The sequence below is a fragment of the Flavobacterium pectinovorum genome (assembly GCF_022802975.1).
Classification (GTDB): domain Bacteria; phylum Bacteroidota; class Bacteroidia; order Flavobacteriales; family Flavobacteriaceae; genus Flavobacterium; species Flavobacterium pectinovorum_B.
Window position 1 is genome coordinate 341,171 of the sequence record NZ_JAFEVZ010000003.1, and the last position, 25,949, is coordinate 367,119.

Consider the following 25,949-nt stretch of genomic DNA (forward strand, 5'->3'; position numbering starts at 1 on the left):
CTCGTTTGTGCAAAATAAATTTGACAAATAATGAAGAAAATTAAAACAAAGAAAAAATTAAGTTAGCGAATTATCATTTTCATTAGGGAAAACAATCCACGGTTTGAAGGTTTTTGCTTCTTCAAATTCCAGCGTTGCATAAGAAATGATAATAATGATATCGTCTTTTTGAACTTTTCTGGCTGCGGGACCATTCAGCGTGATTTCTCCTGAATTCCTCTCACCTTTAATAGCATAAGTTTCAAAACGTTCTCCGTTATTGATATTTACAATAGATACTTTTTCGCCTTCAATAATATTTGAAGCGTCCAGTAAAGTTTCATCGATCGTGATACTGCCAATATAATTTAAATCAGCTCCGGTTACTTTAACACGATGAATTTTTGATTTTATAACTTGAATTTGCATGTTGCAAAGGTAAATTAATTTAATGAAATGGTATCAATCAGCCTTATAGAATTAACAAATACCGCTATAAATGCACGGTATTTTTTATCATTAATTTTATGGTCTATGGGTAATAATGTCGATTCGTCAGCAATTACAAAATATTCGAGGTCAAATCTTTCATTCTCTTTAAAAGAATTTTCCACAAATTCAATAGTTTCCTGAGGACTTTTTGTCTTGAAAACTTCTTTTGCTTCGGTTAAGGTTTTATAAATAATCGCAGCTTCTTTTCGTTCCTCAGCAGTTAATCGTTCATTTCTGGAACTCATAGCCAATTGGTTTTCTTCTCTAAAAATAGGACAGCCTACCACATGAACCGGTAAGTTATTCTTTTCGGCCAGTTTTTTTACAATCTGCAATTGCTGAAAATCTTTCTCACCAAAATAAGCATTCGTTGGCTCTACAACTTCAAACAAACGTTTTACTATTGTTCCGACACCGTTAAAATGCCCGGGTCTGAACTTTCCTTCCATTTGGTTTTCCAATCCGTCAAAATCAAATGATTGCGAGCTTGTATTTCCCTCATAAATATCATCTACAGAAGGAGCATACAAAATTATTTTATCGCTTAAACCCCTCATTTTTTTCACATCTTCTTCAAGTGTACGAGGATATTTTTCGAGATCTTCAGGATTATTAAATTGTGTAGGATTTACAAAAATACTCACTACAGTATCATCATTTTCTTTAAGCGAACGTTGCATTAATGCTAAATGTCCCTGATGTAAAGCACCCATAGTTGGCACAAAACCTATCGTTGAATTTGTAGTTTTGATAGTTTTTAAATATCCTTTCAGGGCAGCTTTACCGTAGAAAATATGCATGGCGGTATTATTAAAATTTAGTGCAAACATAATATATTAGTTATAAACTGCATAAATTTTTGTAATTTTGCAACGTTTTTATTACCAAAAATTAAGTAAAATACTATTATGAAAGATAAGAGGATATTATATGTATCATCTGAAGTCGTGCCTTATTTGGCTGAAAATGAGGTTTCATTAATGTCTTATGACGTGCCGAAAATGATCAATGACCAGGGTGGTCAGATAAGAATTTTCATGCCAAGATATGGAAACATTAACGAAAGAAGACACCAATTACACGAAGTAATCAGACTTTCAGGGATGAATTTGGTAGTGAATGACTTAGATATGCCCCTGATTATCAAAGTAGCATCTATTCCGAAAGAACGAATTCAGGTCTACTTTATTGATAACGATGAATATTTTAAAAGAAAAGCAACTTTTGCTGATGAGGAAGGTGTTTTATACCCTGACAATGACGAAAGAGCTATCTTTTTTGCAAAAGGCGTTGTTGAAACCGTAAAAAAACTAAACTGGGTTCCGGATATCATTCATGTTCATGGATGGCTTGCTGCTATGCTGCCAATTTACATGAAACATTATTATAAAAATGAAGCTTTATTTTCTGAAACTAAAATTGTAACCTCAGTTTACGGACAATCTTTTGATGAAAATCTGGATTTAGAAATGATCAACAAAGTAAAATTTGATGGTGTCCCGCACGAAAATATTGCTGATTTAGAAACCCCAAACTACGAAAACATTCTAAAAGCAAGCATTTTACACTCAGACGCTGTAATAATTGCATCAGAAAATGTATCGCCAAGTTTAACAAAATTTATAGAATCTTCAGGAAAACCTTTTTTACCTTTCGCCACGAAAGATGCATTCGCAGAAGCGTACACAAATTTCTACAAAAGTATGGGGCTTTAAATTTTAACATTATTATTAAATATGTATAATACTTCTTTTTTTAAGAAAATTCTTTTAATAGCAACAGTTGCTGTTTTTTATTCCTGTGATAAAGAGTTCAATGCCATTGGTGATGATTTAATTGGAGACAATCATTTTGATCTGGAAGCAGAAGACTATACTGTTACAACTTACAATCAAAAAGTAACTCCTGTTGTCTCAAATAATTTACCGGTTAATGCGTTAGGTATATACAACAACCCTGTTTTTGGTACTACAACCGCAAATTTCAACACTCAGGTTACCTTAGAATCCTATGCTCCTACATTGGGAGTAGAAGTGGCTATTGACAGTGTGACTTTAAACATCCCTTATTTTAGTACTGCTAAATCTATTAATGAAAAAGGAGTAACAACTTATGAATTGAACTCTATTTATGGCCCTGAAGAGGGAAAAATAAAATTAAGTGTTTACGAATCGGGTATTTTACTAAACAATTATAATGCTAACAATTATGATATTAGCAGGTTCTATAACACAGACGGAAATAGTCTTTTCGAAACACAGGCAACTACCAACCCTAACGTATTTGGAACAAGGCTAAATGATCAAACTACCAAAATAGTAAAAGACGATGCTGGAAATCCGACAACTATTGAAAATGACACTTCTGAAAACGACGAATTCATTTTTAGCCCAAAAGAAATAAAGGAAACAACCCCGGCGACAACAACAACTGCTCAAGTTATTAAAAGAATCAAGCCTGAAATGCGTCTGCATTTAAATAAAGACTTTTTTAAAGCCAAAATATTTGATGCTCCTGCAAGCAAATTAGCAAGTGACGAAGTATTTAAAAACTATTTTAAAGGATTGTATTTTAAAGTAGAAAAGTCTGCTAAAAGCGAATACACAAGAATGGCTATGATGAATTTTAATGGCGGAAAAATAACCATTTTTTATAAATCTAAAGCTACAGCAGAAGCAACAACCGTTGATTCAAAAACATTGGTTATAAATTTAACCGGGCCCTCAACTAATCCCTTAAACACTGTTAGTCTTTTAGAAGAAGGCACTACCGATTACACAAACGGCACTGCAGAGGATGATGACACACCAGACGAAAAATTATATTTAAAAGGAGGCCAGGGGTCTATGGCGGTAATCAAACTTTTTGATGAAACCGACTTGGGAAGCTACAATGATAAAGGAGAATGGATAACCAAACCAAACAGTGTATCGGATGAATTAGACGAAATAAGAAACAATGTTACCTTTAAAAAATGGCTGGCTAATGAAGCTAATTTAGTATTTACAATTGATTCTCAAAAAATGGCCGGTGCGCCCGAACCTGACAGAATCTATCTGTATGACTTAGACAACAACATGGTACTTACTGATTACACCGCTGATCGTACTACAGCTCTTAATGGTGATGCTAAAAAAAGCAAAGCTGTTTTCAATGGTATGATTAATATAGATGCAACAAGCAAAAGAGGTACTACTTACAAAATAAGAATCACAAATCATATTCGAAATCTCATCAAAAATGCTGATGTTAAAAACGTTAAATTAGGTTTAGTAGTTACCGAAGACATTAACACCATCATATCAAACAAATTAGACAAAACCAAAATCAATTATAAAAGTTTAATCACAGAAGTTCCGGCAGCATCAATAATGAGTCCTTTAGGCACGGTGCTATTTGGGGGGAATATTCCTCAAGGTAATTCAAATTATGACAAAAGAGTTAAACTTAAAATCTACTACACGAAACCAAATTAAAAGATAATATATGTGTGGAATTGTTGGATATATAGGACACAGAGAGGCCTATCCTATTGTTATAAAAGGATTGAAGCGTCTTGAATACAGAGGATACGATAGTGCCGGCGTAATGTTATACGATCAGGAGAACATCAAAGTTTGTAAAACAAAAGGGAAAGTTTCGGATCTTGAAGAAAAAGCAAAAGCTGATTTCACAACAAACGGATCTATCGGAATTGGTCACACACGCTGGGCAACTCATGGAGTCCCTAACGATGTCAATTCCCATCCACACCTTTCAAATTCAGGGGAATTAGTCATTATCCATAATGGAATTATTGAAAACTACGCCCCACTTAAAGAAGAATTAATCAAGAGAGGTTACAGTTTCACATCGGATACAGATACTGAAGTTTTAGTTAATCTGATTGAAGAGGTACAGAAAAAAGAAAACATTAAACTTGGAAAAGCTGTTCAAATTGCTTTAAATCAGGTAATAGGTGCATACGCCATTGCGGTTTTTGACAAAAAAAATCCTGATGAAATTGTAGCGGCAAGATTAGGAAGCCCATTAGCCATTGGAGTTGGAGAAAATGAATTTTTCATTGCCTCTGATGCTTCTCCTTTTATTGAATACACATCAAACGCTATTTACCTGGAAGATGGGGAAATGGCAAATATCAGATTGCACAAACCTCTTAAAGTAAGAAAAATAAAAGACGACTCGTTAGTTGACCCTTACATTCAGGAACTTCAGATGAATCTGGAGCAAATCGAAAAAGGAGGCTACGATCATTTCATGCTAAAAGAGATTTATGAGCAGCCAAGCGTTATCAAAGACACCTACAGAGGAAGACTTCATGCAAATGAAGGAATAGTTCAGATGGCCGGTGTTGAAGATAATATTGAAAAATTCCTGAATGCCAACAGAATTCTAATTGTTGCCTGCGGAACTTCATGGCACGCAGGTTTAGTGGCCGAATATATCTTTGAAGAATTTACCCGCATTCCTGTTGAAGTAGAATACGCCTCTGAATTTAGATACCGAAATCCAATCATCAATAAAAATGATGTTGTTATCGCTATTTCTCAATCTGGAGAAACTGCTGATACCATGGCCGCTATTAAATTAGCAAAAGAAAACGGCGCATTTGTGTTTGGCGTATGTAACGTTGTTGGATCATCCATTTCCAGAGAAAGTCACGCTGGTGCTTACACACACGCAGGACCCGAAATTGGAGTAGCTTCAACAAAAGCATTCACCACTCAGATTACTGTTTTAACCATGATCGCTTTAAGATTAGGAAAAGCTAAAGGAACCTTAACAAACACAGACTTCCATACCTTTTTACAAGAACTGGAAATAATCCCTGAAAAAGTAGCAGAAGCATTAGAAACAAACGAAAGAGCTAAAGAAATTGCCGCAGCTTTTAAAGATGCTCCAAACTGTTTATACTTAGGGCGTGGTTATAATTTCCCTGTAGCTCTTGAAGGCGCTCTTAAACTTAAAGAAATATCCTATATTCATGCAGAAGGATACCCTGCTGCCGAAATGAAACATGGACCAATTGCCTTAATTGACGAACAAATGCCAGTTATTGTTATTGCTCCTAAACAAGGTCATTATGATAAAATTGTAAGCAACATTCAGGAGATAAAATCCAGAAGCGGTAAAATCATAGCAGTAGTTACTAAAGGTGACACTCAGGTAAGAGAATTGGCCGATTATGTAATCGAAATTCCTGAAACATCAGATGCATTATCACCATTAATTACTACCATTCCATTACAACTTTTATCCTATCACATTGCGGTTATGAGAGGCTGTAATGTCGATCAGCCACGTAACCTTGCAAAGTCAGTTACTGTAGAGTAATTTTTAAAACATACACATTATTTAAAGCGGGATTTATATCCCGCTTTTTTTATTTACAAACTTTTTTATTCTTAATTGAATTTTTAAGATAAATGCAATTTTTTTCTTAAAATTATTATGTATGCATACTAATTACGGTTTTAAGCTTTTATTTCTTGATTTAAATCCAATAAATACACATACCAAATACTCAAAATAACAGACTTATTTATGATAAATATTAATTTTTTTTAACGTTTTTTTATTAATATTAAAATTATTTGTATTTTGGCTATACGAACTAACAAAAAAACTAACCAATGAGAGCCTATTTACTAATTATGTTGTTTATCAGCGGACTATCCTTTTCACAGAGCACAGTTACCGGCACTGTTACAGACAACAACAAACAATCAATTCCCGGAGCCAACATTAATGTAGTTGGAAGTTCAAGTGGAGCATCTACAGACTTTGATGGCACTTTTAAATTGAGTACTACTTCAAAACCACCTTTTACAATTAAAGTATCAGCTGTAGGATTCGAAACTAAAACAATCAACATTACATCAGCAAATCAAAATGTTAGTGTAATTTTAAAAGAAGAAGAAACCAAGCTTGACGAAATAGTGGTTTCGGCATCCCGTACACCGGAACGTGTATTAGAATCGCCGGTAACTATTGAAAGAATGGGAATTAAGGATATTAAAAAAACGGCTTCACCATCATTTTACGATGGTTTAGAAAATTTAAAAGAGGTACAAATGAATACCAGCAGTATGTCTTTTAAATCAATTAACACAAGGGGGTTTGCAACCGTAGCCAATACTCGTTTCCTCCAATTAGTTGACGGAATGGACAATTCATCTCCTTTATTAAATTTCGTTTTAGGAAATATGATTGGAGTATCCGAAATTGATGTTCAGAGCGTTGAATTACTTCCAGGAGCTTCATCTGCACTATACGGAGCTAATGCTTTTAACGGAATTTTATTCATGAACAGCAAAAGCCCATTTACCAGCCAGGGAGTTTCGACTTACTTTAAATACGGAACAACTTCACAAGATGCCGCCGGAACGAATAATTATTACGATTTAGGAATACGCTTTGCACATGCTTTCAATAAATATTTTGCTGCTAAAGCAAACTTCACATATATGGAAGCTACAGATTGGTATGCAACTGATTACAATGACAAAACAATTGCCGGAATCGACAGAACAAACCCAAACTATGACGGTATAAATGTCTACGGAGACGAAGCGACTACAAACATTAAAGGTGTAGGCGAAAGATTAGTGGCACTAGGAAGAATACCTGCAGGAGCAGTTAACTTACTTCCAAATAGTAATGTAAGCAGAACAGGATATAATGAAATTGACCTCACAAATAATAAAGCAGGAAACACTAAAATTGACTTTTCTTTACATGGAAGACCATTCGGAGATGAAAGGCTGGAAATTATCTGGCAAAGTAAATTTGGCTTTGGAAACGCTGTTTATCAGGGAGCCAACAGATATTACCTGAATGATTTTTTTATGCAGCAGCATAAACTGGAATTTAAAGGAAAGAACTTTTTCTTAAGAGGATACATGACTACAGAAGATGGCGGACATTCTTACGACATGGTTTTTACAGGAATCAATGTAAACAGAAAATGGAAAGATGACAACACCTGGTTTGGACAATATGCAGGCGCATACATACAGGGAACTTTAGGCGGTATGACTCCGCAACAGGCTCATGCTGCAGCAAGAACAACAGCCGACACCGGACGTTTTCTGCCTGGAACACCAGAATTTCAAAATGCCTTCAATCAGGTAATCAATGACGAAAGTGTTCTTTCAGGATCTAAACTGGTAGACAACTCCAAAATTTACCATTCTGATGCAAATTATAATTTTAAAGATCTTATCAAATTTGCCGAAATTCAGGTAGGTGGATCTTATAGATTATACGAATTAAATTCTCACGGAAGAATTTACACAGATGCAGACGGACCAATTAACTATAACGAATATGGTGTTTATACGCAGTTAACAAAAAGATTCCTTGACGACAGATTAAAATTCACAGGTTCTATTCGTTATGATAAATCCAAAAACTTTGACGGAAACTACTCTCCAAGATTATCTCTTGTATATTCAGGTGGCGAAAAGAAAAACCACAACTTCAGAGCATCTTTTCAAACCGGTTTCAGAAATCCTACCACACAGGATCAATACATAGGTTTTAATATTGGTAGAGCCGTATTAATCGGTTCAGCCCCAGACAACCTAACAAGATTTAGCGAGACTTTTACCCTAAGCGCAGAAGGCCAAAGTTACAGTGGAGGAAATACAACAAAAAACATGACAGGAGTTGATGCTTATAACAACTCCTATCTTGCAAGTTCAGTTGAAGCTTTTAGCGCATTAGCAGGAACCAATCCAAATGCTGCAGCTGAATTATTAAAGAAGACAAGAGCTAATTTTGTAAAACCGGAACAGGTAAAAGCTTTTGAATTAGGATACCGTTCGGTTTATGAAGATATTTCAATAGATCTTAATGGGTACTATAACATTTATAACGATTTTATTGGCAACCTTAATGTAGTTTCAACATATTATGGAACAGCTCAGGATAATCCAAACTTACCAGTACCCAATGTTCCTGTTACTGATTTAGGAGCTCAATCAATACGAGCCCTTCAAAATGGAGAATACAGAGCATATCAGATATACACAAATTCAAATGTAGAAATTCATTCATTAGGATTTGGAGCAGGGCTCTCAAAAAAAATAATCGCAGATTTTGAATTAGGATTAAACTATAACTATGCCCAATTTGATTTTGACCAATCAAAAGACCCTAGCTTTGAAGCAGGTTTTAATACCCCAAAACATAGATTTAAAGCTTCTATCGGAAACGAAAAATTATTCAAAAATTTCGGTTTCAATGTCAGCGCAAGATGGAATAGCGAATATGAGTGGCAATCGACTTTTGCAGACGGAACAATTGAATCTGCAACAGTAATTGATGCACAAATTAATTATGCCATGCCAAAATTAAAATCTACTTTCAAATTAGGTGCATCAAATATTGGAGGAAAAGAATATACACAGGTTATTGGAGCAGGATTAATCGGACAACAATACTTTGCTTCCTGGACCATTAACCCATAATTTAAAATTTACAAAATCAACACATTATTTACCTGCTGACAATTTTTAGCAGGCAATAATTTAAAATATAAGAATTATGATAAAAAATTTCAAATGGCTGCTATTGGTTTCCTTAACCTTTGCAGCCTGCAACAGCGATGACGATACCCTAAAAGACAATAACTCATCTGACGGATTGCCATTAACTCCCGGAACAGCTGATTTCTCAAAATACGTAGCACTGGGAGATTCCTTTGCAGCCGGTTTTAGCGACAATGCCCTTTTTATTAAAGGTCAGGAAGGAGCATATCCAAATATTCTTGCGCAACAATTTACTACAGTAGGAGGAGGCACTTTTACAACTCCTTTTACAAATGATAATATCGGCGGATTGTTATTAGGAGGAAATGTAATCAGCGGACCACGTTTATATTTCAACACTGTCACAAGTACTCCTGTCTCTGTAGAAGGCACGCCAACAACCGAAGTTACAACACACCTATCCGGAACGTTCACAAACTTAGGAGTACCCGGAGCAAAAAGCTTTCATTTGCTAGCACCCGGCTACGGTAATCCTGCAGGTGTAGCAACAGGAACAGCAAATCCATATTTTGCTCGTTTTGCTTCAAGCGCAACTACAACCGTTTTGGCCGATGCATTAAGTCAAAACCCTACTTTCTTTTCTTTGTGGATAGGCGGAAATGACGAGTTAGGCTATGCAACCGCCGGAGGAGATCCAACTGTAAATCCCCTGACACCAGCAGCAACCTTTGATACTGCGTACAAAACATTAATCACTCAGCTTACCACCGGAGGCAGAAAAGGTGTTGTCGCCAATTTACCTGTCATAACAACACTACCCTACTTTTATGTAATCAAATACAACCAGCTAACCCAGGAAAATTTAACTATAGGAGGCAATAATCTGGTAAATACGCTTAATGCTCAATTATACACCCCTCTTCATAACGCATTAGTTTTTTTAGGTCAGGGTGACAGAATAAAACTCTTATCAACAACCGGAAATAATCCAATGTTGATGGTAGATGAAAACTTAACTGATTTGTCAGCAAGCTTAAAAGCTGTCTTAATGGGCGGAGGAGTAGATGCAACAACTGCTACAGTCTTAGGTCAGGTTTTCGGAAAAGCAAGACAAACTTTACCAACAGACTTAATTTGTTTAAGTGCTTCTGCCAGAATCGGAAAAACTCCAACAGTAGCAAATGATGGAATTGCCTCACCTACTCCTACTTTAGGACAATTAGGAATCACTTTCCCTTTACCGGATCGATATGTTTTACTACCTAGTGAAGTCGCTGAGATTGAAGTCGCTACTACTGCTTACAATTTAACAATTAAAACAGCAGCAGAGACTAACAATTTAGCAATAGTTGATGCTAAATCAATAATGGAGCAATTAGGAAAAAGAGAAGGAATCGTTTCCGACAATTACACTCTGACATCAACATTTGTAACCGGAGGAATGTTTTCTCTAGACGGAGTTCACCCATCACCAAGAGGATACGCCTTAATTGCTAATAAATTTATTGAGGCGATAAACTTAAAATACAGCTCTAACATAAAACCAGTTAACTTAGGGAATTATCAAATCCTATACCCTAAAACACTATAATAAAGCCAATTTTTTTTAATAAGAAAGCCGCTCATTTTTAAAATGAAGCGGCTTTTTTCACATCACTAAAAATTACTGTTTTAAATATTTGAACATCCTCTTTTGAGAGTATAACAAAAAACTAAGTATTTTTTACAAAAAAAATATTGATTTTATATTTTAAAAAATTATCTTTGCGCTCTGAAAAAAGAGGTATTTTCGATAAACCTAAATAGCTATTTAATAAACACATAAGTAATGTCAAAAGTAATAGGAAAAGTTGCTCAAATCATTGGACCAGTAGTTGATGTAGTTTTCAACGGTAAGGATGTTGAACTTCCAAAAATTTATGATTCACTAGAAGTCACTAAAAAAGACGGAACTTTATTAGTTCTAGAAGTACAATCTCACATTGGAGAAAACACTGTTCGTACAATCTCTATGGACTCTACAGACGGTTTGTCTAGAGGATATGAAGTAGTTGGAACAGGTAATCCAATCCAAATGCCAATCGGTCCAGATGTATATGGACGTTTATTTAATGTTGTTGGAGATGCCATCGATGGTTTAGGTGAATTGCCTAAAACTGGAGAAAACGGTCTGCCAATTCACAGACAAGCTCCTAAATTTGAAGATTTATCAACTTCATCTGAAGTTTTATTTACAGGTATCAAAGTAATCGATTTGATCGAGCCTTATGCAAAAGGAGGTAAAATTGGATTGTTTGGTGGTGCCGGTGTTGGTAAAACAGTATTAATTCAGGAGTTGATCAACAATATCGCAAAAGGTCACGGTGGACTTTCAGTATTCGCAGGAGTAGGTGAAAGAACACGTGAAGGAAATGACTTACTTCGTGAGATGTTAGAGTCAGGAATTATAAAATACGGTGATGATTTCATGCACTCTATGGAAAATGGAGGATGGGATTTATCTAAAGTAGATATGCCAGGAATGAGAGAGTCTAAAGCTACTTTCGTTTTCGGACAAATGAATGAGCCACCTGGAGCTCGTGCACGTGTGGCACTTTCAGGATTATCTATCGCTGAGTATTTCCGTGATGGAGCTGGATCTGACCAAGGTAAAGATGTATTGTTCTTCGTTGACAATATCTTCCGTTTTACACAAGCAGGTTCTGAGGTATCAGCACTTTTAGGACGTATGCCTTCTGCAGTAGGTTACCAGCCAACATTGGCAACCGAGATGGGTGCAATGCAAGAGCGTATTACCTCTACAAACAAAGGTTCTATTACATCTGTACAGGCGGTTTACGTTCCTGCGGATGACTTAACTGACCCGGCGCCGGCTACAACTTTCGCTCACTTAGATGCAACAACTGTATTGTCTCGTAAAATTGCTGAGTTAGGTATTTATCCAGCGGTTGACCCGTTAGATTCTACTTCAAGAATTTTAACTCCTCAAATTTTAGGAAATGAGCACTATGACTGTGCACAAAGAGTAAAAGAAATTCTTCAAAAATACAAACAACTTCAGGATATCATCGCGATCTTAGGTATGGAAGAGTTATCTGAAGAAGATAAACTTTCTGTATCAAGAGCACGTCGTGTACAACGTTTCTTGTCTCAGCCATTCCACGTAGCAGAGCAATTTACAGGTATCCCGGGAGTTTTAGTAGATATTAAAGATACTATCAAAGGTTTCAACATGATTATCGACGGTGAATTAGATCACCTTCCGGAAGCTGCTTTCAACTTGAAAGGTTCTATTCAGGATGCGATCGAAGCAGGAGAGAAAATGTTAGCTGAAGCATAAAAATAAAGTTAAACGTTAGAAATTAGAAGTAAAATATTTTTTGCTTCTAACTTTTAACAAATAACTTCTAACTCAAAAAAGATGACTTTAGAAATAGTATCACCAGAAGCAAAATTATTTTCAGGAGAAGTAACTTCGGTTACATTGCCTGGAGTTGACGGAAGCTTTCAAATATTGAATCACCACGCTCCTATTGTTTCTATTTTAGAAAAAGGAACTATTAAAATTGTAGCTTCAAGTTTCAATTTTCCTAAAGAAGTAGCAGGTAAATTCACGAAAGTAAATGACCAGACTTATACTTTAAATATTGTGTCAGGTACTATCGAAATGAAAGATAATAAAATAATTGTTTTAGCAGACTAAGACAATTTCAGAATAAGTAAAAAAGCCAAACAAATGTTTGGCTTTTTTTATATCTTAAAAATTCCTGCAATGCATTACAATAAACTTATCCAAAACCTCTCATTTTGAATCAGTAAAACAATTATTCATCCTTTACAAACTCCATAATATCTCCAGGCTGACATTCTAGTATCTCACAAATCAACTCTAAAGTCGAAAACCGAATTGCCTTTGCTTTTCCTGTTTTTAAAATAGAAAGGTTGGCAGTCGTAATACCAATTCGTTCTGCCAGTTCATTTGAACGCATTTTTCTCTTGGCAAGCATTACATCTAGATTTACAATGATTGGCATAATTATATTGTTAAGTCATTTTCATTCTGAAGATCATAGCCGTAATTTAGTAATTTGGCCAAAACAAGACAACACAACCCCAAAAAAAGCACTTCAAGATTATATTCAGGAATAGTAGTAAGATTCATAAAATTAAATTTTGAACCCTCAATCGATGGTATGTGGTGGTTATAAATAATACCGGATACATATTTCATTGTAATCACACTTGCCATAAGATTAACAAGTTGATACGCTATTAATGAATAACCAATATTTTTAATTCTTTGATTCAATAAGTCGTTAAACGCAAAATCATCTCTTAGTTGTTTAAACAAACGCATAAACTGAAAGGTAACAAACAATATTAAAATTAACGACAAATAATTTTTCAATATCAAAACTGATTTAAAAAAATAATCCTGAGGATTAAGAGTAAGCTTAACTTCAGCGTTATAATCTTTAACTACCGGATTAATCGTTTCTTTTTTAATCCCAAAATCCGTATCATTATAAATCTCAAAACTGTTTATCTGATAGGTTTTTACATATCCCGTATCTTTTTTAACATCATTAAAAAGTTCATTTGCTTCCTTATTTTTTGATTTCAGAACTATTCCTTTATTAAGCTTACCTTTATAACTAATTAAAGTATCCGGAATATTCAATTGAATTTGAGCCATTACCGGATACCCTTTCGAATGATGCGTAGAGGAATTAAAATTTCTGAAAGTGCCATCTGGTATAAATTCAAAGCAAAGGGTAACCAGGAGAACAAGCTGACAGAGGCGAAAACTTAATCTCGACATAATATAAAGAACGGTTAATAATCTGGAATTGTTTTTCATAATTGATACGTTTATGTTTGATGCAAATATATAAAAATTATCGAAAAACAATAATTCATAATCATTAAACAATACAATTAAACTTATTTTAAAATTTCATTTTACCAAAACCGAATCTCTCTCCTTTGATTTTGTGAAATTAGCCCCAGATTCCTGTCAATTTTCTAACTTTGCTTTTATGAAATTACCTGAAAACCTAAATCAGAAACTTGAGAATCGCAAGCTGAATAATTCACTTAGAAAACTTCCTGTATTTAATAATCTGGTCGATTTCTCGTCTAATGATTATATTGGTTTTTCAAAATCAGAATCTATTTTCAAACACACGCATGCTTATTTACTGGAAAATGAGATTTTTCAGAATGGCGCAACAGGATCACGCTTAATTTCAGGCAACCATTCTCTGTATCAAGTTGCAGAAACATTCATTACCGAATTTCATGAGTCAGAATCAGCTTTAATTTTTAATTCGGGCTATGATGCCAATGTTGGTTTTTTTAGCGCTGTACCGCAACGAAATGATGTTATTTTGTACGATGAATTAAGTCATGCTTCAATTCGGGACGGAATTACGATGTCGAATGCCAAATCATATAAATTTAAGCACAACGATTTTGAAGATTTAGAAAGGTTGATTTTACGTTTTCGAGAAACCAATGTCACCCTGAGCGAAGTCGAAGGGCTAACAAATATTTACCTTGTTACTGAAACCGTTTTTTCTATGGATGGTGACAATCCTAATCTGGAAGAACTGGTAACACTTACAGAAAAATACAATTGTTATTTGATTGTTGATGAAGCCCACACTTTGGGCGTTTTTGGCGATAAAGGAGAAGGACTCATTCAATATCTTCAACTGCACCATCGAATTTTTGCCCGAATAATGACTTTCGGAAAAGGATTAGGCTGCCATGGAGCTGTCATTTTAGGAAACACCGATCTTAAAGAATACCTGGTAAACTTTGCCCGAAGTTTTATTTATACAACAGGACTATCGCCTCATTCTGTGGCGACAATTTTGATAGCCTATCAACAATTAGAAATTGAAAAAGAAACGATTGAAAAATTACGACAAAACATTGTGTTTTTTAATCAGCAGAAAAATTTATTAGGCTTAAAACCCATGTTTGTCCGAAGCAAATCAGCCATTCAATCAGCCATTATTCCCGGCAATGAAAACGCAAAGAGACTTGCACAGCAATTACAGGACAAAGGTTTTGATGTAAAACCGATACTTTCACCTACGGTTCCGGAAGGTCAGGAACGTTTGCGTTTTTGCATTCACAGTTATAATTCACAAGAAGAGATTTCTCTGGTTTTAGAATTACTGAGAGACTTCGTCTTTTAATTTTGATTATTCAACAGGGATACACAAAAATAACCTACAAGAATCACAAAGTTTTTTAGCGAATCTCTGTGTATTTTCTTTGTATATCACTGTGAAATTATATTTTTTTCCCTCTCTCATCCGCCGTATTTATTCACTTTTTAAAAAAAAGTTTATTTTTTTTGTAACGTTTTGAATGTTTAGTCACTTACGAGTCGTAATCAAATAAATCTAAATATTATGAAAACCAAAACCACTACAGTAATCGAAAAAATATTCAATTCTGCATTCATCACTTTAAGCTCTTTAGGGCTTTCCTATTCTTTAATAAACAACTTTATTTTAGACAAACCAAACAAAGATATGCTTCTCATTATGATCTGCTTATTTTTTGCATCCATTGCTTCATGGCAAAGAAAAAAATAAAACAAATAGTAAAAGCGAGTTTCAATCATCATCAAGTCATCATCAACTTAATCAAACATCAATCATGAAAAATTCAATTAAATCAATAATCGCAGTAATCGCATTAGTTTTTAGCACATCGGCTCAAGCGCAAACAAAATCTCCAAAACTAGAAAATTCTCTTTTATGGGAAGTTTCAGGAAACGGATTAGCAAAACCATCTTATTTATACGGAACTGTTCATATGATTTGCGGATCGGATTATTTTCTTTCCGAAAAAACAAAAAAAGCATTTGAAACATCAAACAAATTGGTTTTAGAAGTAAATCTTGCCGATCCAAAAGAATTAACCGACATGCAAAAAATGGCGATGGGAACAGAACCATTAAGCAAAAAATTAACGCCAACGCAACTCGCCGATTTAGACAAAATTTTGAAAACAACAACAGGAATGAGTGTTCAGCAAGTAGACAGCTATAGCTTAATGACCGTAATGAGTTTAATTTCAATGAAAACTTTTGGTTGTGAAGATTTAAAGTTTTACGAAATGAATTTTATTGAAATGGCAAAAGCCCGAAATATAGAAACCGCTAGCTTAGAAACAATTAAATCGCAATTAAAAAGCGTTGAAAATGCTTATTCTGATGAAGAGATGATCGCTTCTTTGGCAGAGTATAATACAAACGAAACAAGTAAATTAGTGGCAAATTACAAAAGTGAAAATTTAGATGAATTGTTTAAAGGAATCACCAATGAAAAATACATGAATACTAAGGCAAAAAAATACATGCTGGACAATCGAAATGAAGACTGGGTAAAACAATTGCCTGAACTAATGAAAAAAGAAAGTTTATTTGTAGCGGTTGGTGCAGGACATTTAGGAGGAGAATTGGGATTAATTAATTTATTGAAAAAAGCAGGATATAAAGTAAAACCAATAACGAAATAATATCGTTTTGAAAGAAAAAGAACAAGAATTTTTAACCCGAATCGAAAAGCACAAGGGAATCCTATACAAAGTTTCTAAGATGTACATGGACAATCCTGATGATCAGCAGGATCTTTTTCAGGAGATTGTCTGTCAGCTTTGGAAATCGTATGAAACTTTTAGAAACGAAAGTCAATTTTCGACCTGGATGTATCGGGTAGCGGTAAATACAGCGATTGTTTTTTTGAGAAAAGAAAAACGAAAAGTTGATAAATACGAAATAGCCTCAGAAAACATTAAAGATGACGAAGGTGATTCACATATCAAAGAAAGCCAGCTGGATCATTTTTATATAGCCGTTCAGAAACTTGAAAAAATTGACAAGGCGATTATTTTCTATCAGTTAGAAGGATTCTCTCATAAAGAAATTGGCGAGAATCTTGGAATCTCCGAAGGTAACGCCAGAGTAAAATTAAACAGAGCAAAAGAAAAATTAAAAGAAATTATAAAAAATCAAGGATATGGATTTTAACGATATACAAAACGCATGGAATAACGAAAAGACGGAGAATATCGTTCTTCCGGATAATTTAGAAAAAATTCAGTCGGTGAATACGCCATTGGATAAAATTAAAAAAAATTTAAAAAAAGAACTGATTATCCAAATAGTTTCAATTGTTCTAGTAGGGGTAATTCCGTTATGTATTGATCTGAAATATAGTTTTTTACTTGCGTATTATTTACTGTATGCAGTATCAATAATAATCTCAATATTTTTTATAATAAGATTGAATATATATTATAAAAACTTTACAGACATCGCAACCACAACGAAAGATAATTTATACGAAATATACTATAATATCAGATTGTTTATTGAGGCTTATAAATCTTTCACCTATGCTTTGTTTCCTTTTGGACTGTTTTATATGTTTTTAATCCCATTAGGTAAAAAATCAGGCAAACTGTTAAATCTTATTTTAAATACAAATCAGGAAAGTGCAGCAGTAATCTTTATATTGATAATCTTTGTATTTATGATTTTGATGTGGTTTATGACCGAAGGACATACAAAATTATTTTACGGAAAATATGCTAAAGAAATCAAAAAAGTAATCGACGAATTAAAAGAAGAATAAAACACAGGCCCATCGTAATGATGGGTTTGTTGTTTTTATTGGTATTTTTGCATAAATCATTACGAAGAGACCCACAAAGTAAGCGCAAAGATTCACAAAGAAGAAAATTATTTTTTTTTGTGAATCTCTGTGTTTTTCTCTTTGTGAATCTCAGTGAAACAAAATACCTATGAAACTATTTATTACAGGAATTTCTACAGATGTAGGCAAAACAATTGCTTCTTCCATTATTGTCGAAGCTTTAGAAGCAGATTACTGGAAACCAATTCAGGCAGGCGATCTTGACAATTCAGATACTCATAAAGTAAAATCCCGAATTTCAAATTCTAAATCTAAATTCCATTCAAACTCATATCAATTAAACACGCCGGCCAGTCCGCATCTGGCAGCTGAAATTGACGAAATCTCAATTGATTTGAAAGAAATTCGGGAGCCAAAAACTGAAAATCATCTGGTAATTGAAGGTGCCGGCGGTATTTTTGTTCCTTTAAACGAAAGAGACACCATCGTTGATTTAATTCAGCCCGACTATAAAATCATTGTGGTTTCAAGACATTATCTGGGAAGCATCAATCATACATTATTAACGATTGAAGCCATACAAAACAGAGGTTTTCAAGTACATGGAATTATCTTTAGCGGAAGCGAAAACAAATCGACTGAAAGCCTGATTCTGAACAAAACCGGAATAAAACACATCGGAAGAATTGATGAAGAACCGTATTTTGACCAAGATGTAATTCGGGAATACGCCGATTTGTTTCGGGAAAACCTTCTTGGGTTGTGAGAGTTTAGAGGCAAGAGTCAAGAAGAAAGAGAATTTAACTAACTAATTTATCTGTAAAAATAGAGTAAAGAAGCAAGAGAATAGAGGTGGTAATTGAGGGTAAGCAAACAGACTTTCTTATCTTTGCGTAAATTATAGCGTCTTTCTTCTTTCATCTTGACTCTATAAACCTATTCTCTAAAAAATGACTTTAACAGAAAAAGACAGCCAATATCTCTGGCATCCTTATACTCAGCATAAAACTTCTCAAACACCAATTGCTATTTCGAGAGGCGAAGGCGCTTTACTTTGGGACGAAAACAATAAAGAATATATTGACGCCATCGCTTCCTGGTGGGTGAATCCGTTTGGACACAGTAATAAATTTATTGCAGATGCGATTTATAAACAGCTCACAACACTCGAACACGTTTTGTTTGGCGGTTTTACACATGAACCGGCTATAAAAGTAGCCGAAAAACTGATGGAAATTTTGCCGAAAAATCAGCAAAAAATCTTCTTCTCGGATAATGGTTCTACCGCTGTCGAAGTTGCTATTAAAGTTGCTTTGCAATATTTCTTCAATAAAGGAGAAAAACGAACCACCATAATTGCTTTTGAAAATGCTTTTCACGGAGACACTTTTGCTGCGATGGCAGCAAGCGGAATCTCTTTCTACACTCAGGCTTTTCAGGGAATGTTTATCGATGTTGTCCGGATTCCGGTTCCGGTGAAAGGTCAGGAACAAACTAGTTTTGAGGCGCTGGAAAATGTAATTCAGCATCATAATTGTGCCGGATTTATTTTTGAACCTTTGGTACAGGGAGCAGCAGGAATGGTTATGTACGAACCTGAGGCGCTGGACAAACTTATTTCAATTTGTAAAGAAAACAAAGTTTTAACCATCGCCGATGAAGTCATGACAGGTTTTGGCAAAACCGGAAAAACCTTTGCAATGGATTATGTTGATGCAGATCCTGATATGATGTGCCTTTCAAAAGCTTTAACAGGAGGAACAATCCCGATGGCGATTACAACTTTTACACAGGAGATTTTTGACGCTTTTTATGATGATGACATTAACAAAGCATTATTTCACGGACATACTTTTACCGCCAATCCAACAGGTTGTGCAGCGGCTTTGGCCAGTATCGATTTACTGCAAACCGATGAAATGCAGTCCAATATTGAAAGAATCAATAAAAATCATTTAGAGTTCCAAAAGAAAATTGAAAGCCATCCAAAAGTAATTACAGCCAGAACATTAGGGGTTATTTTTGCGGTCGAAATTAAATCAGATTCAGAGGAAAGTTATTATGGTTCTATGCGTACCAAATTATATAATTTCTTTATTGAAAATGGTGTTGTTTTACGTCCGGTTGGAAACATCGTTTATATTTTACCTCCTTACATTATGAGAGACGAACAGCTTCAAAAGGTATATAAAACCATTGAAGAAGCGATAGAGATGGTTTAATTTTTTTTAAACCTAAGTTATATAAGTTCATTTAACTTTGCCTCGCATACCTGACTGTCACCCTGAGCGGAGTCGAAGGCTTATGAAAACAAAGACTTCGACTACGCTCAGCCGGACATTGAATTATATATAAGTAAAGCAAAACACTTAACCTTAAATGAACTTCAATTTCTTATATAGTTTAATTTTTGTTTAAAACACTGCGAACTTTGCGTAAACTTTTGCGAACTTTGCGGTTAAATAAAAAAAATTGAATACAAATAAAATCTCCATAACCGCTTTTTCTTCCATTTCTCCGTTAGGAAATAATGCTGAAGAAGTCTGGAAAAAATACCTTAACGATCAGCATTGTTTTTCGCAGCAATTCTTAGATCAGCAGGAAACTTCTGTAGCAGCACTTGAAGCTGAATCTAAACAAATTATTGCTGAAGTCCGTGAATCAGATCCTAAGTATAAATTTTTGGACGATTCTGTTTTGTTTGCTTTGGCAGCTTCGCGAAAAGCGGTTAAACAGGCAGGATGGAATTCTGATGATGTATTCGGAATTAACATAGGATCTTCAAGAGGTGCAACCGATTTATTCGAAAAACATTACAAAGAATACATCGATACCGGAAAAGCGCAGACCCTCGCCTCTCCTACCACCACTTTAGGAAATATCTCTTCCTGGATTGCTCACGATTTACAAAGTACAGGTCCTGAAATTTCACATTCTATTACCTGTTCTACTGCGCTTCATGCGATTTTAAATGGTGTTGCATGGCTCAAATCAGGAATGGCTGATAAATTTTTAGTTGGCGGAAGTGAAGCTCCTTTAACCGATTTTACGATTGCTCAAATGAGAGCTTTAAAAATATATTCACGCATTAATCAAACACAGGAAGCATGGCCCAATCTGGCTTTTGACTTTGAAAAAACGCAAAACACCATGATTTTAGGTGAAGCTGCCGGCGTTTGCTGTCTGGAAGCCGGTGAAGCAGAAAATGCAATTGCTTACATAACAGGTGTTGGTTATGCAACTGAAATTTTAGAACACAATATTTCGATTTCTGCAGAAGCGGACTGCTTTCAGAAATCGATGAAAATGGCTTTAAAAGAAACCGATTTAAAAGATATAGACGTAATTGTCATGCATGCTCCCGGAACCATAAAAGGTGATTTAACGGAACTGCGCGCGATCGAAAAAGTCTTCGGAGAAAATTTACCATTGTTGACTACCAACAAATGGAAAATCGGCCACACTTTTGGAGCCTCAGGAATTTTGAGTTTAGAATTGGCACTTTTGATGATTCAGCACAATCAATTTATCAACGTTCCGTTTGCTGAAGCACAAAATCAGACGAAAACTATCAAAAAAGTACTCATTAATGCAGTAGGTTTTGGTGGAAATGCTGTGAGTGTTTTGATTGAAAAAGCATAATATGAATCGTTCCTACGGAACTTAATTTCTAATGCCTTTTTATATCAACGGATTAAAATCCGTCGCTACAATATAATACAAGCCCACGGCTTTTTATTAAGTCCTAATTTATACCAGAATATTTTTGACCTAATTAATTACAATATCATAATCCGTTTGATGTAATTAGTTTTTGATGATAACTTTTCGTCAGTTCGGGTGATTTTCGGTAGAAAATTCAACTGGTGTTTTTAATAATTGCACCCAACGGGTAATATCTTAATATAAAAGTTCCAGAGGAACGATTTATTTTATAGCAACGGATTTTAATCCGTTGAAAATATACGATACTATATTTAAGAAGTTCCGCAGGAACGATTCCTATAAAATTGATTTTAAAGAATATCAATAAAAAAGGCTCAAAGTTTAAAACTCTGAGCCTTTTGAATTTTATAAATTCAGCTTAGTTGATACTGTTTAGCATATCAGCGATTTCATCTAGTCTTGGTGTTAAAATGATTTCGATTCGACGGTTTTTAGCTTTTCCTTCAGGAGTTGCATTGCTTGCTAAAGGAGAAAATTCGCTACGACCGGCAGCTGTTAGTTTTTGTTTGTTAATTTTAGCATTTTCGCTTAAAATAGCCACAATTGCAGTCGCTCTTTTTGTCGATAAATCCCAGTTGTTGGCTATTGGACCAGAACCTGCGTATGGATCATCATCTGTATGGCCTTCGATTAAAACAGAAAGATCCGGATTGTCTCCCAATACTTTTCCTAACTCTACAACCGCTTTTCTACCTTCAGAACCCACTGCATAGCTTCCTGAATTAAAAAGCAATTTGTTTTCCATAGAAACGTACACTTTTCCGTTTTTCTGCTCAACTGTCAAACCTTTTCCTTCGAAACCGTTTAAAGCTTTAGATAAGGTTTCTTTTAGCTTTCTCATTGCCTCTTCTTTTGCTGCAATCATTGCTTCTAATTCATTTAAACGGCTTGCGGTTTTATCCAAACGAGCCTGTTCTTCAGCTAATTTTTTTGATTTAGCTTCTAATTCTGCCAGCAAATCACGGTTTTTGTTCATGTTTTTCTCCAATGCATCGTTGCTGTTTTTTTCAAGCGCATTGTATGAATCCTGCAAAACTTTGAATTTATTTTGTGCAGCGGCCAGATCAGCTTTTTGTTTGGCAAGATCATCTTTAGCGCTGTTTAAATCTTTGGTTAATTTATCACGTTCTAATTCTAATTGGTTTTTTGCAGTTTTTAGATCTGCGTTTTCATCAGCAATCGAACGATTTTCTTTTTTTAAATCTGAATATTTTGTTTCCAAATCGTTGTATATTTTTTTAGAAACACAAGACGTTGAAAGTGCTAAAACCAGCAATCCCAGTGAGGCTTTTTTAATCATTTTATGGTATTTTATAATTAGGTTAATATTCTTTTTTACCGTGAAGCCCTAGCCCTGATTGAAACGGAAATCCTTTTTGTTTTTTCTTTAAAAACAAAAAGATTGCAGTGGAAAGCAGGAAATAGCTCCTTATTATTAGTCTGCTAAATAAATCTGTTATTCACTTTAAAGCCTTTGACTCCGCTCAGGATGACAATTGTTTTTGACTTAGAACCGGGCTTTGTCTAACAATAACAATACCAAAATTACTCGATTTCGACCAAAACCGGACAATGATCTGAATGTACGGCATCCGGGAGAATAACAGCACGCTTCAATCTGTGCTCCAATGGTTCGCTTACCAAATTGTAATCGATACGCCAGCCTTTGTTATTTCCTCTTGCTCCGGCACGATAGCTCCACCACGTGTAATGATGCGGATCTTTGTTGAAATGGCGAAAACTATCAATAAAACCTGTTTTCATAAAGCCATCTAACCAGGCACGTTCCTGAGGCAAAAATCCTGAAACGGTTTTGTTGCGAACCGGATCGTGAATATCGATTGCTTCGTGGCAAATATTGTAATCGCCACAAATGATGATATTTGGAATGGTTGCTCTTAATTCATTTATGTAGTTTTGAAAATCATCCATAAACATGAATTTATGGTCTAATCTTTCGATATTGGTTCCCGATGGAAGATAGAGACTCATTACAGAAACATCATCAAAATCGACACGCAGGTTTCGCCCCTCGAAATCCATGTGATGAATTCCGGTTCCGTAAACCACTTTTTGGGGTTCAATTTTCGACAAAATAGCTACACCGCTATATCCTTTTTTGGTTGCCGGATAATAATATTGGTACGGATAGCCCGCTGCAGTAATATCTTCTGTCGGAATCTGATCCTGAGTTGCCTTAATTTCCTGAAGACAAATAACATCCGGATTAGCCTGCTGAAGCCAATTAATAAATCCTTTTGAAATAGCTGCGCGTATTCCGTTTACATTATAAGAAATAATTTTCATGCGATTTTTTTAGATATCCAAAAGTAATAAAAATGCGGAAAGTTTGCATAACAAACGCTAAAAGTAGAGTTTTTTGTTATCTTTGTTCGCTGTTCTAATAAATTAAAAAAGTACATGGGTTTAGTTACCGCGAAAGAAGTTGCAAAGGCAATAAATGTTGATAAGTACGGAGTTTTTGGTACTTTTTCAGGCTGGATTCTCATGAAGGTTCTTAAGATTTCTACTCTTAATAAAATTTACGATCACAATAAACATTTAGAAGATGTTCCTTTTTTAAACGGAATTTTGGATGAGATGGAAATCAAATTCGAAATCCCGGAAGAAGATTTGAAACGTCTGCCTAAAGATGGTGCTTACATCACCATATCCAATCATCCGCTTGGAGGAATTGACGGTATTTTACTTTTGAAATTAATGCTTGAAAGAGAGCCAAATTTCAAGATTATTGCGAATTTCTTACTACACAGAATCGTTCCGCTTAAGAAATATATTATGCCGGTTAATCCTTTTGAAAATCATAAGGATGCTAAATCAAGCGTGGTTGGAATTAAAGAAACGCTGCGTCATTTAAGTGACGGAAAACCTTTGGGAATTTTTCCTGCCGGTGAAGTTTCGACCTACAAAGACGGTAAATTAGTTGTTGATAAACCGTGGGAAGAAGGTGCTATAAAACTGATCAGAAAAGCAAAAGTTCCGGTTGTACCGATTTATTTTCACGCTAAAAACAGTAAATTATTCTATTGGCTTTCTAAAATTGATGATACGTTACGTACAGCAAAATTACCATCTGAACTGCTTACACAAAAAGACCGTGTGATTAAGGTTCGTATTGGGAAACCAATTTCGGTGAACGAACAAAACGAAATCGAATCATTTGAAGAGTATTCAGAATTCTTAAGAAAGAAGACCTATATGCTGGCCAATCCTTTTGAAAAGGACAGCAAATTATTGGATCCGGCCAATTTAAAAATCCCTAAAGCCCCTAAAAAAATCGTTACTCCTGCCAACGAATCAAAAATGATTGATGAAGTTCAGGCATTGAGAAACAGTGATTGCCGATTATTACAAAGTAAAAATTACGAAGTCTTTTTTGCAAGGGCAAAATCCATTCCGAATATTTTACATGAAATTGGTCGCTTACGTGAAATTACTTTTCGTGAAGTTGGCGAAGGAACCAACGAATCTATTGACTTAGACCAATTTGACCAGTATTACCACCACATGTTTTTATGGGATGAGGATACTAAAAAAATTGCCGGTGCGTACCGTATGGGATTAGGTGCTGAAATTTATCCAAAATACGGATTAGAAGGCTTTTATCTGAATGATCTTTTTAGGTTTGAGCCTGAACTGCACGATATGATGCACAAATCAATCGAAATGGGTCGTGCTTTTATCATTAAAGAATATCAGCAAAAACCTATGCCATTGTTCTTATTATGGAAAGGAATTATCCATACGACATTGCGTTATCCTGAGCACAAGTATTTACTGGGCGGCGTAAGCATCAGCAACCAATTCTCTGACTTCTCAAAATCATTGATGATTGAGTTTATGAAGTCGAACTATTACGATCCTTATATTGCACAATATATCCATCCGAAAAAGGCTTATAAAGTAAAACTGAAAGATGCTGATAAAGATTTTATCTTCGACGAAGCCGAATCAGATTTAAATAAATTCGACAAAATAATTGACGAACTGGAACCTGGAAATTTACGTTTGCCTGTTTTAATTAAAAAATACATCAAACAAAACGCACGTGTTGTTGCTTTTAATGTCGATCCGTTGTTCAATAACGCCGTAGACGGTTTAATGTACATCAGAATCGCAGATATTCCTGAAAGCACTATGAAACCGGTTATTGAAGAGTTTCAGATAGAACTGGAACGCAAATTAGCGGAGAAAGAAGACAATTAATTAAAATTGATATAAAAAGAAAAAGGCTTTTCAAAAATGAAAAGCCTTTTTCTTATGTTTTAAAGCCAAGGTTTTCTACCTACCTGATAAGTTTGATAGAATTCTTCATCTGTTTTTACAAGATAAATAATTCCTTCTATAAGTCCTATTAGCCCTCCAAGTCCACAAACAAGGTTAAGCAATATCTGAATTATTCCTTCTTTGGTATAGCCTAAATAAAACTTGTGAATTCCTAAATAACCTACTAAAATACCCAAAATGCCTGCAACAACTTTTTTGTTTTCTTCTCTTCGAACCGGAGGATTATTCCAGTGTTCCGTTGGTCTTGTAGTTTCCATGTTATAATTCT

The 25,949-nt window shown here is 34.9% G+C and carries 23 protein-coding genes; 16 read left to right on the forward strand and 7 right to left on the reverse strand.

Going from position 1 to position 25,949, the window contains the following annotated elements; translation table 11 throughout:
- Positions 1-57 precede the first annotated feature (57 nt).
- The gene (gene panD / locus FLV_RS06335) at positions 58-408 is read right to left on the reverse strand and encodes an aspartate 1-decarboxylase (RefSeq protein WP_031456621.1); all 351 of its coding nucleotides are present in this window, start codon (positions 406-408) and stop codon (positions 58-60) included.
- 14 nt (positions 409-422) lie between these two features.
- Positions 423-1,301, reverse strand: coding sequence for a pantoate--beta-alanine ligase (gene panC, locus FLV_RS06340; protein ID WP_243231990.1), 879 nt, complete (start codon positions 1,299-1,301; stop codon positions 423-425).
- 78 nt (positions 1,302-1,379) lie between these two features.
- On the opposite strand from panC, the gene FLV_RS06345 reads away from it, so the two are divergent.
- The 7 genes from FLV_RS06345 to FLV_RS06375 all read left to right on the forward strand — a co-directional run bounded on the left by FLV_RS06345 (position 1,380) and on the right by FLV_RS06375 (position 12,669).
- Positions 1,380-2,186 carry a glycogen/starch synthase gene (locus FLV_RS06345; protein WP_243231992.1) on the forward strand — a complete coding sequence of 269 codons (807 nt, stop codon included), beginning with the start codon at positions 1,380-1,382 and terminating at the stop codon, positions 2,184-2,186.
- 21 nt (positions 2,187-2,207) lie between these two features.
- On the forward strand, positions 2,208-3,947 hold the full coding sequence (locus FLV_RS06350) for a DUF4270 domain-containing protein (RefSeq protein WP_243231994.1): 1,740 nt from the start codon (positions 2,208-2,210) through the stop codon (positions 3,945-3,947).
- Between the two features lie 10 nt (positions 3,948-3,957).
- Positions 3,958-5,805, forward strand: coding sequence for a glutamine--fructose-6-phosphate transaminase (isomerizing) (glmS, locus tag FLV_RS06355; RefSeq protein WP_243231996.1), 1,848 nt, complete (start codon positions 3,958-3,960; stop codon positions 5,803-5,805).
- Between the two features lie 299 nt (positions 5,806-6,104).
- Complete coding sequence (locus FLV_RS06360; protein ID WP_243231998.1) at positions 6,105-8,945, forward strand: TonB-dependent receptor domain-containing protein; 2,841 nt, start codon at positions 6,105-6,107, stop codon at positions 8,943-8,945.
- A gap of 76 nt (positions 8,946-9,021) precedes the next feature.
- Entirely contained in the window at positions 9,022-10,557 is a 1,536-nt protein-coding gene (locus FLV_RS06365; RefSeq protein ID WP_243232000.1) for an SGNH/GDSL hydrolase family protein, read from the forward strand.
- 237 nt (positions 10,558-10,794) lie between these two features.
- Positions 10,795-12,306 carry a F0F1 ATP synthase subunit beta gene (gene atpD / locus FLV_RS06370; protein WP_115887618.1) on the forward strand — a complete coding sequence of 504 codons (1,512 nt, stop codon included), beginning with the start codon at positions 10,795-10,797 and terminating at the stop codon, positions 12,304-12,306.
- 81 nt (positions 12,307-12,387) lie between these two features.
- Positions 12,388-12,669 carry a F0F1 ATP synthase subunit epsilon gene (locus tag FLV_RS06375; protein WP_243232002.1) on the forward strand — a complete coding sequence of 94 codons (282 nt, stop codon included), beginning with the start codon at positions 12,388-12,390 and terminating at the stop codon, positions 12,667-12,669.
- Between the two features lie 121 nt (positions 12,670-12,790).
- Here the strand turns inward: FLV_RS06375 and FLV_RS06380 are convergent, their stop codons facing one another.
- Together FLV_RS06380 and FLV_RS06385 are read right to left on the reverse strand one after the other, a co-directional pair.
- A complete protein-coding gene (locus FLV_RS06380) occupies positions 12,791-13,000 on the reverse strand; it encodes a helix-turn-helix domain-containing protein (RefSeq protein WP_243232004.1) in 210 nt (69 codons plus the stop codon).
- A 2-nt stretch (positions 13,001-13,002) separates the two neighbouring features.
- Complete coding sequence (locus tag FLV_RS06385) at positions 13,003-13,662, reverse strand: DUF2975 domain-containing protein (protein ID WP_243232006.1); 660 nt, start codon at positions 13,660-13,662, stop codon at positions 13,003-13,005.
- A gap of 343 nt (positions 13,663-14,005) precedes the next feature.
- Between FLV_RS06385 and FLV_RS06390 the strand changes: the two genes are divergently transcribed.
- From FLV_RS06390 to FLV_RS06425, 8 genes are all read left to right on the forward strand, one after another.
- The gene (locus FLV_RS06390; protein ID WP_243232008.1) at positions 14,006-15,175 is read left to right on the forward strand and encodes an aminotransferase class I/II-fold pyridoxal phosphate-dependent enzyme; all 1,170 of its coding nucleotides are present in this window, start codon (positions 14,006-14,008) and stop codon (positions 15,173-15,175) included.
- A gap of 219 nt (positions 15,176-15,394) precedes the next feature.
- On the forward strand, positions 15,395-15,580 hold the full coding sequence (locus FLV_RS06395) for a hypothetical protein (protein ID WP_243232009.1): 186 nt from the start codon (positions 15,395-15,397) through the stop codon (positions 15,578-15,580).
- Positions 15,581-15,644: 64 nt separating this feature from the next.
- Positions 15,645-16,508, forward strand: coding sequence for a TraB/GumN family protein (locus tag FLV_RS06400; RefSeq protein ID WP_243232010.1), 864 nt, complete (start codon positions 15,645-15,647; stop codon positions 16,506-16,508).
- Positions 16,509-16,515: 7 nt separating this feature from the next.
- Positions 16,516-17,019, forward strand: coding sequence for an RNA polymerase sigma factor (locus FLV_RS06405; protein ID WP_243232011.1), 504 nt, complete (start codon positions 16,516-16,518; stop codon positions 17,017-17,019).
- Entirely contained in the window at positions 17,009-17,626 is a 618-nt protein-coding gene (locus FLV_RS06410; RefSeq protein WP_243232012.1) for a hypothetical protein, read from the forward strand. Before FLV_RS06405 ends, FLV_RS06410 begins: the two co-directional genes overlap by 11 nt.
- A gap of 169 nt (positions 17,627-17,795) precedes the next feature.
- A complete protein-coding gene (bioD, locus tag FLV_RS06415; RefSeq protein WP_243232013.1) occupies positions 17,796-18,413 on the forward strand; it encodes a dethiobiotin synthase in 618 nt (205 codons plus the stop codon).
- 184 nt (positions 18,414-18,597) lie between these two features.
- Positions 18,598-19,869 (forward strand): adenosylmethionine--8-amino-7-oxononanoate transaminase, encoded by a 1,272-nt coding sequence (gene bioA / locus FLV_RS06420; RefSeq protein WP_243232015.1) that lies wholly within the window; start codon positions 18,598-18,600, stop codon positions 19,867-19,869.
- A 250-nt stretch (positions 19,870-20,119) separates the two neighbouring features.
- Positions 20,120-21,289, forward strand: a complete 1,170-nt coding sequence (locus FLV_RS06425; protein WP_243232017.1) for a beta-ketoacyl synthase N-terminal-like domain-containing protein — start codon at positions 20,120-20,122, stop codon at positions 21,287-21,289.
- Between the two features lie 442 nt (positions 21,290-21,731).
- On the opposite strand, the gene FLV_RS06430 is transcribed toward FLV_RS06425, so the two are convergent.
- Positions 21,732-22,673, reverse strand: a complete 942-nt coding sequence (locus FLV_RS06430) for an OmpA family protein (RefSeq protein WP_243232019.1) — start codon at positions 22,671-22,673, stop codon at positions 21,732-21,734.
- A gap of 245 nt (positions 22,674-22,918) precedes the next feature.
- Complete coding sequence (locus FLV_RS06435; protein ID WP_243232021.1) at positions 22,919-23,680, reverse strand: exodeoxyribonuclease III; 762 nt, start codon at positions 23,678-23,680, stop codon at positions 22,919-22,921.
- Positions 23,681-23,794: 114 nt separating this feature from the next.
- On the opposite strand from FLV_RS06435, the gene FLV_RS06440 reads away from it, so the two are divergent.
- Positions 23,795-25,600 carry a GNAT family N-acyltransferase gene (locus FLV_RS06440; RefSeq protein ID WP_243232022.1) on the forward strand — a complete coding sequence of 602 codons (1,806 nt, stop codon included), beginning with the start codon at positions 23,795-23,797 and terminating at the stop codon, positions 25,598-25,600.
- 59 nt (positions 25,601-25,659) lie between these two features.
- Here the strand turns inward: FLV_RS06440 and FLV_RS06445 are convergent, their stop codons facing one another.
- A complete protein-coding gene (locus tag FLV_RS06445; RefSeq protein ID WP_243232025.1) occupies positions 25,660-25,938 on the reverse strand; it encodes a TM2 domain-containing protein in 279 nt (92 codons plus the stop codon).
- Positions 25,939-25,949 lie beyond the last annotated feature (11 nt).

Excerpts from the sequence above, each read along its gene's own strand:
- panD (WP_031456621.1), bottom strand. The coding sequence starts at position 408 with ATGCAAATTCAAGTTATAAAATCAAAAATTCATCGTGTTAAAGTAACC.
- panC (WP_243231990.1), bottom strand. The coding sequence starts at position 1,301 with ATGTTTGCACTAAATTTTAATAATACCGCCATGCATATTTTCTACGGT.
- FLV_RS06345 (WP_243231992.1), top strand. The coding sequence starts at position 1,380 with ATGAAAGATAAGAGGATATTATATGTATCATCTGAAGTCGTGCCTTAT.
- FLV_RS06350 (WP_243231994.1), top strand. The coding sequence starts at position 2,208 with ATGTATAATACTTCTTTTTTTAAGAAAATTCTTTTAATAGCAACAGTT.
- glmS (WP_243231996.1), top strand. The coding sequence starts at position 3,958 with ATGTGTGGAATTGTTGGATATATAGGACACAGAGAGGCCTATCCTATT.
- FLV_RS06360 (WP_243231998.1), top strand. The coding sequence starts at position 6,105 with ATGAGAGCCTATTTACTAATTATGTTGTTTATCAGCGGACTATCCTTT.
- FLV_RS06365 (WP_243232000.1), top strand. The coding sequence starts at position 9,022 with ATGATAAAAAATTTCAAATGGCTGCTATTGGTTTCCTTAACCTTTGCA.
- atpD (WP_115887618.1), top strand. The coding sequence starts at position 10,795 with ATGTCAAAAGTAATAGGAAAAGTTGCTCAAATCATTGGACCAGTAGTT.
- FLV_RS06375 (WP_243232002.1), top strand. The coding sequence starts at position 12,388 with ATGACTTTAGAAATAGTATCACCAGAAGCAAAATTATTTTCAGGAGAA.
- FLV_RS06380 (WP_243232004.1), bottom strand. The coding sequence starts at position 13,000 with ATGCCAATCATTGTAAATCTAGATGTAATGCTTGCCAAGAGAAAAATG.
- FLV_RS06385 (WP_243232006.1), bottom strand. The coding sequence starts at position 13,662 with ATGGCTCAAATTCAATTGAATATTCCGGATACTTTAATTAGTTATAAA.
- FLV_RS06390 (WP_243232008.1), top strand. The coding sequence starts at position 14,006 with ATGAAATTACCTGAAAACCTAAATCAGAAACTTGAGAATCGCAAGCTG.
- FLV_RS06395 (WP_243232009.1), top strand. The coding sequence starts at position 15,395 with ATGAAAACCAAAACCACTACAGTAATCGAAAAAATATTCAATTCTGCA.
- FLV_RS06400 (WP_243232010.1), top strand. The coding sequence starts at position 15,645 with ATGAAAAATTCAATTAAATCAATAATCGCAGTAATCGCATTAGTTTTT.
- FLV_RS06410 (WP_243232012.1), top strand. The coding sequence starts at position 17,009 with ATGGATTTTAACGATATACAAAACGCATGGAATAACGAAAAGACGGAG.
- bioD (WP_243232013.1), top strand. The coding sequence starts at position 17,796 with ATGAAACTATTTATTACAGGAATTTCTACAGATGTAGGCAAAACAATT.
- bioA (WP_243232015.1), top strand. The coding sequence starts at position 18,598 with ATGACTTTAACAGAAAAAGACAGCCAATATCTCTGGCATCCTTATACT.
- FLV_RS06430 (WP_243232019.1), bottom strand. The coding sequence starts at position 22,673 with ATGATTAAAAAAGCCTCACTGGGATTGCTGGTTTTAGCACTTTCAACG.
- FLV_RS06435 (WP_243232021.1), bottom strand. The coding sequence starts at position 23,680 with ATGAAAATTATTTCTTATAATGTAAACGGAATACGCGCAGCTATTTCA.
- FLV_RS06440 (WP_243232022.1), top strand. The coding sequence starts at position 23,795 with ATGGGTTTAGTTACCGCGAAAGAAGTTGCAAAGGCAATAAATGTTGAT.
- FLV_RS06445 (WP_243232025.1), bottom strand. The coding sequence starts at position 25,938 with ATGGAAACTACAAGACCAACGGAACACTGGAATAATCCTCCGGTTCGA.